7 protein-coding genes and 1 rRNA gene are annotated in these 8938 nt (G+C 66.5%); 3 read left to right on the top strand and 5 right to left on the bottom strand.

Annotated features, from left to right (window positions below; translation table 11 throughout):
* Positions 1 to 94 (top strand): 5S ribosomal RNA (rrf, locus tag ACFUTU_RS20935); the annotation flags it as partial.
* Positions 95 to 631: 537 nt separating this feature from the next.
* Positions 632 to 1486 carry an SDR family NAD(P)-dependent oxidoreductase gene (locus ACFUTU_RS20930; RefSeq protein WP_377967828.1) on the top strand — a complete coding sequence of 285 codons (855 nt, stop codon included), beginning with the start codon at positions 632 to 634 and terminating at the stop codon, positions 1484 to 1486.
* A gap of 196 nt (positions 1487 to 1682) precedes the next feature.
* Here ACFUTU_RS20930 and ACFUTU_RS20925 read toward each other — a convergent pair whose 3' ends face one another.
* The 5 genes from ACFUTU_RS20925 to ACFUTU_RS20905 form a co-directional block, all read right to left on the bottom strand.
* Positions 1683 to 3830 (bottom strand): putative bifunctional diguanylate cyclase/phosphodiesterase, encoded by a 2148-nt coding sequence (locus ACFUTU_RS20925; protein ID WP_377967832.1) that lies wholly within the window; start codon positions 3828 to 3830, stop codon positions 1683 to 1685.
* A 176-nt stretch (positions 3831 to 4006) separates the two neighbouring features.
* Positions 4007 to 5389, bottom strand: a complete 1383-nt coding sequence (locus tag ACFUTU_RS20920; RefSeq protein WP_377967826.1) for a UDP-glucose dehydrogenase family protein — start codon at positions 5387 to 5389, stop codon at positions 4007 to 4009.
* Entirely contained in the window at positions 5386 to 6612 is a 1227-nt protein-coding gene (locus ACFUTU_RS20915) for a glycosyltransferase family 4 protein (protein ID WP_377967824.1), read from the bottom strand. The genes ACFUTU_RS20920 and ACFUTU_RS20915 overlap by 4 nt, the downstream gene beginning before the upstream one ends.
* Positions 6613 to 6698: 86 nt before the next feature.
* Complete coding sequence (locus ACFUTU_RS20910; RefSeq protein ID WP_377967830.1) at positions 6699 to 6938, bottom strand: hypothetical protein; 240 nt, start codon at positions 6936 to 6938, stop codon at positions 6699 to 6701.
* 51 nt (positions 6939 to 6989) lie between these two features.
* Positions 6990 to 8426: a flotillin family protein gene (locus tag ACFUTU_RS20905; RefSeq protein ID WP_377967822.1), complete on the bottom strand. Its 1437-nt coding sequence runs from the start codon at positions 8424 to 8426 to the stop codon at positions 6990 to 6992.
* A 208-nt stretch (positions 8427 to 8634) separates the two neighbouring features.
* Between ACFUTU_RS20905 and ACFUTU_RS20900 the strand changes: the two genes are divergently transcribed.
* Entirely contained in the window at positions 8635 to 8844 is a 210-nt protein-coding gene (locus ACFUTU_RS20900; protein WP_377967820.1) for a DUF2945 domain-containing protein, read from the top strand.
* The last annotated feature ends 94 nt before the right edge of the window (positions 8845 to 8938 follow it).

Genomic DNA, 8938 nt, shown 5'->3' with positions numbered 1-8938 from the left:
AACGCCCGGTCCCATTCCGAACCCGGAAGCTAAGACCCACAGCGCCGATGGTACTGCACCCGGGAGGGTGTGGGAGAGTAGGTCACCGCCGGACAACCATTAGGTCGAGAGCCCCGAACCAGGCAACCGGTTCGGGGCTCTCCCACATTAAAACCCCCACCACCGCGACCGGTCATGAAGACGCGTCCGGAACGAACCGACGGGATATGAGGACGCGTCCGGCCGGAAGCGACGGGATCTGAGGACGCGTCCGGCCGGAAGCGACGGGATCTGAGGACGCGTCAGGGTGGAAGCGGCAGGAACTGAGGACGCGTCCGGCCGGAAGTGACAGGATCTGAGGACGCGCCGGTAAGGAGACGGCAGGATCTGAGGAAGCGTCCTGTGTGGGGCCGCAGGTAGTGAGAGATCGTCCCCGGATTTGCGGCCGGCTTAAAACGCTCCATCACCTCCTGCAGGTTTTTCCACGACGCGTCCTCACCTCCTGCCGCCTTTTCCCAAACGCTTCCTCATTTAATGCAGGTTTTTGGACAACGCTTCCTCACGTCCTCCAATTGCTTCTGGAACATATTCCCGCCTGACGCTGTTGGCTCAATGAGACCAGTGCACAGCCACAAACCGGTTAAGGACCTTCATGCCCCAGCGCACCATTGTCATCACGGGAGCCAGCGACGGCATCGGTGCAGCAGCTGCACGGAACCTGGCAGAGGCAGGCGAGAAAGTGGTGGTCGTCGGGCGTTCACCAGAGAAGACGGCGGCGGTAGGTGCGGAACTGGGGGCCGACCATTTTGTCTGCGATTTCGCGGAGCTCTCCCAAGTCCGTGAATTGGCAGCCGTGCTGCGTGACCGGTATCCGCGAATAGATGTCCTGGTGAACAACGCCGGCGGGATCATGCGCGGCCACGAGCTGACTCCGGACGGCCATGAGCGGACCTTCCAGGTCAACCATTTGGCGCCGTTTCTGCTGACGACCGAGCTGATGGACATCCTCACTGCCAGCAGGGCCACCATCATCAATACGTCCAGTGCGGCCAACAGCTTCGGTCGGCTGGATCTGACGGATCTCAATTCAGAGCGCAGCTACTCGACGAACCGTGCTTACGGCACCGCCAAGTTGGCCAACATCCTGTTCACCGCAGAACTGCAGAACCGCTACGGGAACGCCGGCGTTGCGGCGGCGGCGTTCCACCCCGGGGTCGTGGCCACGAACTTTGCGGCGGAGTCAACGAGCTGGTTCCGCCACGCCTACAAGACGGTGCTGAACCGGTTCCTGCTGTCGGCCGAGGAGGGCGCCGACACGCTCGTCTGGCTGGCCACTTCCACGCCGGGACGTGATTGGGTTCCCGGGGCTTTCTACGTTAAGCGTGCGTTGGCGAAAGCCAACAAGCAGGCGTATGACGCCGACCTGGCGAGGGCCTTATGGGACCGCAGCCTGGAATTGGTCCGCGCCGGTGCATCCGCGGACAGGTCGCAACTCGACAACGCCTGATCACCTCATAAACGGGTGCGCTGCCGTGCTCTTTGGCCCTCAGCCTGGGAGGTGAGGAAGGGTTGGCCTGAAGGCGACGGGGCGTGAGGAAGGGTTGGCCTGAAGGCGACGGGAGGTGTGGAAGGGTCCGCCCGAAGGCGACGGGGCGTGAGGAAGGGTTGGCCCGAAGGCGACCGGAGGTGAGGAAGCGTCGGGGTTAGCGGTGCAGGCGAAGTCCCGCAAGCGCCTCGAGCACGTCGGCTGAGCGCTTGATGGCCTGGTCGAGTCCGGCCTCGGATTCGGGGACCGAGAACAGGAAGCCCTGCATGGCGTCGCAGTGAAGGGCCGTCAGGTAGGCGGCCTGCTCGGACGTCTCGATGCCCTCTGCGGTGACACTGAGGCCCAGGCTGTGGGCCATGTTGATCATGGAACTGAGAATCGGCAGCTTCTCCGCACCGGTCCTGATCATGGAAACAAAGGACTGGTCGATCTTCACCGCGTCCACCGGCAGGTCCTGCAGCCGGCCCAGCGACGAGTAGCCGGTGCCGAAATCGTCGAGGGCTACCCGGACCCCGGCGCCACGGAGGCTCGTGAGCTGGCTGATGACGTGGTCGTCGGCGTCGAAAAACACGCTCTCGGTCACCTCCAGCACCAGCTGCCGGAGGTCCATGCCATGAGCGTCCGCCATACCCAGCACGCTGCCGGCGAAATCGCAGTCGCGCAGCTGCACCCCGGACACGTTTACAGCTAGCGAGCGTCCCGTTCCGCCCGATAGCCACGGTCCTAGCTGGATGAAACTTTCCCGCATCATCTGCAAACCGATCGTCGAGATCAGTCCGCTGCGCTCCGCCGTCGGAATGAACTGCGACGGCGGGACATTCCTTCCATCGCGCTCCCACCGGGCCAGGGCCTCGAACTGGACCACCTCTCCCAGCCGCGGCGACACCACCGGCTGGTAGCTCACGCTGATCCCGCCGTTGTCGACGGCGAGCCGAAGCCCGGCCTCCATGTCCGTCCGCTGCACCAAGGCCGTCATCATCTCCGGCCGGAAGCGCATGTACCGGTTCTTGCCGGCGGCCTTGGCCGCATACATCGCCACGTCCGCCCGCCGCAGCAGCTCCGACGCGGCCACCGCGTCCTCGCGCAGCGAAGCGATCCCGAGACTAAGGCTTGGCCTGAGCATGGCGCCTTCGATCCGCACGGGAACGTTGAGCGAGTGCACGATGCGCTCCGCCACCGCATCGGCATCCGTAGCGCCGGTCAGGAGCACGACGAACTCATCACCGCCCAGCCGGGCCACCGTGTCGTCCGGCCGGACGCAGGCCCGCAGCCGGCGCGCAACCTCCACCAGCATCTGGTCCCCTGCGGCGTGGCCCAGGATGTCGTTGACCTCCTTGAAGTCGTCAAGGTCCAGGAGCAGGATGTCGACGGCGGCACTCAAGCCGCCGTTCAGTGCTTCGGACAGCTGGTCATGGAACAGCTTGCGGTTCGCCAGTCCGGTCAGCGGATCCTGGAACGCCATCAACTTGAGTTGCGCGGCCTGTTCGGCGAGGTCCGCCATCGCCTGCCGGGCCTGCTCCTGGGCGCGGCGCCGGGGAGTGACGTCGCGGAAGCTCCAGACCCTGCCCACCACAACGTTGCCCACCCGCTGCGGCCGCGAGTAGCGCTCAAAGGTGCGGCCGTCCAGGAACTCCAGGGTGTCGTGGCTTTCCGCAGTGGGGTGCGCGTAAAGTTCGTTGACCTTGTTTAGGAAGCTCTCAGGGTGTGCGAGCAGGCCGAGCACATGGTCGATCACCGCGGCGTCGTTGCCCGTGGCCATGAGTTCCCGGGGGATGCCCCACATCCTGGTGAACTGCTCGTTAATGCCGGCGATCTTGCCGTCGACACCCACCACCAGGATCCCGTCCGCCGTGGACTCCAGGGTGGCGCTGAGCAGCGACATCGCTTCCCGCAGCCCGGCGTCGGCCTCCTGCCGATGGAACGTTGGCCGTATCGACGCGACGAGCCAGGGGCCGGCGTCGGACTCCATCAGTGAGCAGGCAACTTCGCCGTGGAATTCCGTACCGTCGCTGCGCAGCCCGTAGGACTCGAAGGGGGTGTGAGCGGCGGGGTTGTCTTCCTTCTCGCTGCGAAGGGTGGCGAAGAGGCGGTCGAAGCCGCTGCGGTAGCCTTCGGCGAGGAGCATCCGGTGGTCCTGGCCCACGAGTCCTACCCTGCCGTAGCCGAAGAGCCGCTCGGCAGCGGCGTTCACGTGCGTGATCACCCCGTCGCCGCCCACCACCAGAACCGCGTCCGGCAGGGAGTCAAACAGGTCGGCGCCATGGCCGGACGGATCCCGCTCAGGGCGTGGGAAATCCACCGTCATGCGACCGGTGCGTGAGACCGCGAGAAACTCACCGAGCGTCCACCCCCTCACCTCGATCATAGGGGGTGATCCCCGCCGGCGCCCTAGCCTCGCTTCACCCGGCCGGGGCACCGGGCCGGCGTGGGCTCCGGACCCGGCCTTGAGTTGGCCCCTCACCGGCCCCCTCCCGTGCGGGGCTAGCCCGCGGGGGCGTGGTCCACTGCCGCGGCCGTCTGGGTGCCGAGGCCGCGTACCGTCCAGCCTTCGGCCTGCCACGCCGCAGCGTCCAGCACGTTCCGGGCGTCCAGTACCGTCCGGCGTCGTACCAGCTGCCCGACGGCGGCCGGCGAGAGATCCCGGTACTCGGCCCATTCGGTCAGCAGCAGCACCAGTTCGGCACCCTCGAGCGCCCGGGTGGCCGAGGCCTCAAACCGGAGCTGCGGGTAGCGCATCCAGGAGTTGTTGATGGCCTTCGGGTCCGTCACGGTGACATGTGCGCCTGCCGAGGCCAGCCGGAGGGCGACGTCGAGCGCCGGGGAGTCCCGGATGTCGTCGGTGTCCGGCTTGAACGCAGCGCCCAGCACCGTCACGGTCCGGCCGGCGATCATGCCGCCGCAGAGTTTAGCGGCGATCTCGGCGGTCCGGGTACGCTGGCCGAGGTTGATGGAGTCCACCACGCCCATCCACTCGTCCACGGACCGGACCTCCAGCGCCTGAGCCTGGGCCCGGAAACTGCGGATGTCCTTCGGCAGGCAGCCGCCGCCAAAACCCAGGCCGGCGTGCAGGTACCGGTTGCCGATGCGCGGGTCCATGCCCATCGCTTCGCTCAGTTCCGTGACATCGGCGCCGGCAGCGTCACACAGCTCCGACATCGCGTTGATGAAGCTGACCTTCGTGGCCAGGTAGGCGTTCGACGCCGACTTGATCAGTTCCGCCGTCGCGAAATTGCATACGAGCCGGGGGATCCCGGCACGCAGCAGCGGCTCGTAGACCGCGTCCAGCACGGCGGTCACTCCGCGGGCCGCTCCCTGTGTGCCGTCGCTGCGGCGCAGGAACGCGCCCGCCTGGCCGCCCGGCACCCCGTACACCAGCCGGTCCGGCACCAGTGTGTCCTTGACGGCCGTGCCCTGCCGCAGGAACTCCGGGTTCCAGCCCAGCAGCACATCCTGCCGGCTGCTGAGCATGCGTCCCAGCTTGTCTACGGTGCCCACGGGCACCGTTGATTTGCCGACGACGGCGGCACCCCGGCCCAGGTGCGGAAGGAGACTTCTGGTGGCGGAAAGCAGGTAACTCAGGTCGGCGCCGTCGGACGTCTTGGACTGCGGCGTGCCCACGCAGAGGAAGTGCACCTGCGCCGCGGCGGCATCGGCGAAGTCCGTGGAGAAGCTGAGCCGGCCGGTGGCCCGGCCGTCGCCCAGGAGCTCGTCAAGGCCCGGCTCGAAGAAGGGTGCCCTGCCGCCGGCCAGCTGCTCGACGCGGGCGGGGTCGGTGTCGATCCCCACCACGGTATGGCCCATCGACGCGAGCGTGGCCGCATGCACGGCTCCGAGGTAGCCGCAGCCGATCACGGAAATCTTCACAGGGTGGCTCCTTGGGTGCGGGTGGTTTTGGTTTCGTTCCCCACCGGCTCCCTAACCTCGCAAGCTCGGCCCGGGGACCCTGCCGGCGTGGGCCCAGGCTCAACCAGCGGTGTGCCGGCAATGACGTCTTTGTAATGGCGCACCAGTTCCGCGCACAGGGCCGGCCACGTCCGGCCCTGGACCGAGGCGTAAGCGGCCGCTGCGAACGCACGGCGCTTGGCGTCGTCGCCCATCAGGTCCACCACATGCCGGCGCAGGCCGGCCAGGTCGCCGGGCTCATACAGCCAGCCCGTGCGGGAATTCTCCACCAGGTCCAAGGGCCCTCCGCGGCCGGTGGCCACCACCGGAACACCGGATGCCATGGCCTCCTGGATGGTCTGGCAGAAGGTCTCAAACTCGCCGGGATGGACGAAGAGGTCGAACGAGGCGACTGCCCGGGCCAGCTCCTCACCGCCGAGGAAGCCCGTGAACACCGCGTTGGGAAGGGCTTCCTCCAGGGCGGAGCGCTGCGGACCGCCGCCGACAATCACCAGGCGGGTGCCCGGGACATCTGCCAGCACGGCGAGGTCCTCCACCTGCTTCTCCACTGCCAGCCGCCCGACGTAGCCGATGATCCGCTCACCGCCGGGTGCCACGGACGCCCGCCACCCGTCGTCGCGCTTTTCCGGTGCAAAACGCGCAGTATCCACACCGCGCCGCCACATGCCAACCCGCAGAATCCCGCGGCCGCGCAACTGGTTCAGCGCGAAAGTGGACGGCACCAGGGTCCGGGACGCCAGGAGATGAATGTTCTCCACCCGGTTCCAGGCCCAGTTTTCCAGGAACGGCACCCCGTACCGGGCGGCGTAGCTGGGAACCTCAGTCTGGTAGATCGCCACCGTGGGGATCCCCAGCTGGTGCGCGGCCTGCGCCGCCCGCCAGCCGAGCACGAACGGCGACGCCAGGTGGACCACGTCCGGTGCATAGTCGGCAAGGATTCTCTTGACCCGGTACACACCTCCCAGCGCCACGCGCACGTTCGTGTATCCCGCCAGCGGAACCGAGGGCAGCCGGTGCACAAACGCGCCGTGTACAACGTCCAGAACATCAGCGTCCGACGTCGACGGCGCAATCACCAGCACCTCATCGCCCCGCTCCTGCAGATGCTCAAGCACTCGCAGGATGGAGTGCGTGACTCCGTTCATCAGCGGCAGGAATGATTCGGCAACGATAGCGATCCTCACACCTCAACGGTGTTCCCGCCGTCTAACCGTGCGGGGGAACGGGCGTGACCGGGAAAGGAAGGTTGGGTTAACAGACGGGGCCGGGGTTATTCGTGGCGCAGAACGTCCGGAAGCTCATCGACGAAGACGGTCTGGGGCGGTTCGAAGTAGATGACGAGGACCTCGTCGCCCACGGTGAAAACGCTGACCTTGTCGAACGGGTACGCATGAAAAGCGCTGGTGCCTCCGCGGTAGGCGAGCATGACCTCGCCCACGGTTCCGGGGCCGATCTGCCCGCTCACCCTGCCGATCTTCCCGGTAAGGCTCCGGTCAACGTTCCTGTGCACCATGTCGTTTGGCCTCCCCTCAGCTTGCCCTGGCTTCCTTGGCCGCCGGTCCTAGGATCCGGTCTGCTTCGGCGGCTGCTTGGCATGGTTCTGCCCGTTCTTCAGGGCAGTCGAGAGGCGCGGCAGGAAGGAGCCGGCCTGGGTGATGATCCCGCCCACCATGCTGTTGAGGCCGTCGGCGCCGTTGAGCACGGTCAGCTGGTCCACGTGCCCGAACGGCTCGGCGGCCGCTGCCACGATGGACGGCATGTTTTCTGCCAGCTGCTGGGAGATGACGGCGTCCTGGTTGCTTTCCAGCGCCTCGCCGCGGGCCTTGATGCCTTCCGCCTCCGCCAGGGCCTTGGCCTTGATGGCGGAGGCGGCCGCGTCACCCCGTGCCTTCGTGGCCGCGGCCTCGGCTTCACCGGTCACCCGGGTGGCTCCGGCAATCGCGGCGGCCGCACTCGCGTTGGCCTGTGCCTCCACTTCCACCCGCCGGGCATTGGCCTGCGCTTCAAGTTCCGTACGTTTGGCGCGGGCCTCGGCTGCGCTGATGTCCGCCGCCTTCTGCGCCTCCGCCTCCGTGCGCTGGGCGTAGGCCTTGGCGTCGGCGGGCTTGCGGATGGTGGTCTGCAGCTTCTGTTCCTCGCGGTCCGCCTCCAGCTTGGCCACCTCGGTTTCCTGGACCACCACCTGCTGGCGTGCGGTTGCCTCCGCCAGCGGGCCGGCCTGCGCCGCATTGGCCCTGGCCCGTTCCGCGTTGGCCTGCGCGGCGGACTGCTTGATGGCCGAGACGCTCTGCGCATCTGCGATCTGAGCGGCGGCCTCGGCTTCCCGCTCCGCGGCCTCGCGGTTCCGGGTTGCCTCGGCAATGCGGGCTTCCATCTTGACCTGGGCGATGTGCGGCTTGGCGATGTTCTGGATGTAGCCGGTAGGGTCCTGAAGGTCCTTGATCTGCAGGGAATCAACCACCAGGCCCAGCTTTTCCATTTCTACGCCACTCGCCCCGCGGACCTGGGACGCCAACTTATCGCGTTCGCGGATGATCTCCTCCACCGTCATGCTGCCGATAATGGAACGCAGGTGGCCCTCGAAGACGTTGTACACCTGGCTCTCCATTTTCGGCTGCTGGCCAAGGAACCTGCGGGCGGCATTGGCGATAAAGGCCGGGGCGTCCCCGATTTTGTAAATGACGACGCCTTCCACCACGACCTGGATGCCCTGGTTCGTGACGCACGAGACCTTTAGTTCGGTTTCGTTCAGCGTCAGGGACAGCGTCCGGACGGTCTGCAGGCCGGGGACCACCAGGGCGCCCTTCCCGGTGACGATCTTGAAGTCCATCCCGTCGGTGCTTTCCAGAGTGGCACGGGTCAATCCGGAAATAATGAGGGCCTCGTTCGGTTCGGCCACCTTCCACATGAGTTTGACCGCCAGCCAAATAACCAGAATGCCCAAAAGCACCGAGACAACAACAATGATCAGGGGCAGGATAGCTGCCAGGTTCTCCATGGCGGTGTCCTCTCGGTGCAATTGGAACAGGGCAATTGAACACAGAAAATACGTTGCCGGCAGTCCTGATAAATCCGGGAATTCCGGCTGTAATAGACAGTGTGGTGGTGCGCCCCGGCAGAGTCCAGCAATCCGGGCGCTCTGGCCGGACTGAGGTGCCGGCCGTAAGGTCGGCGGTGATGGGCTTTTCCCAACCCGAGGAGAACGCATGGCATTGAGCAAGGGCACCCAGGTGGAATGGAACACGCCACAGGGCAAGACGCACGGCAAGATCGTGGAAAAGAAAACCAGCGACTTCGAACTCGACGGACACACCCACCGGGCCAGCGACGACGAGCCCCAGTACGTGGTGGAGTCCGCCAAGACGGGGGCGCGTGCCGCCCATAAGGCGTCCGCACTGACCGAGAAGAAGGGCTAAGCCGCCGGCCGTCCATGTGTTGACCCCGCCCGCGCCCGCCGCGGGCATCCCGGCCACAGACAAACGGCCGGCCCGCGCTGTGCGGGCCCTGTCT

Origin of the sequence: Arthrobacter sp. NPDC057388, from assembly GCF_042668165.1 — a bacterium.
In the GTDB taxonomy this organism is placed as follows: Bacteria; Actinomycetota; Actinomycetes; order Actinomycetales; family Micrococcaceae; genus Arthrobacter.
The sequence above is the reverse complement of the archived record's forward strand: the minus strand, read 5'-3'. Positions and strand labels throughout refer to the sequence as shown.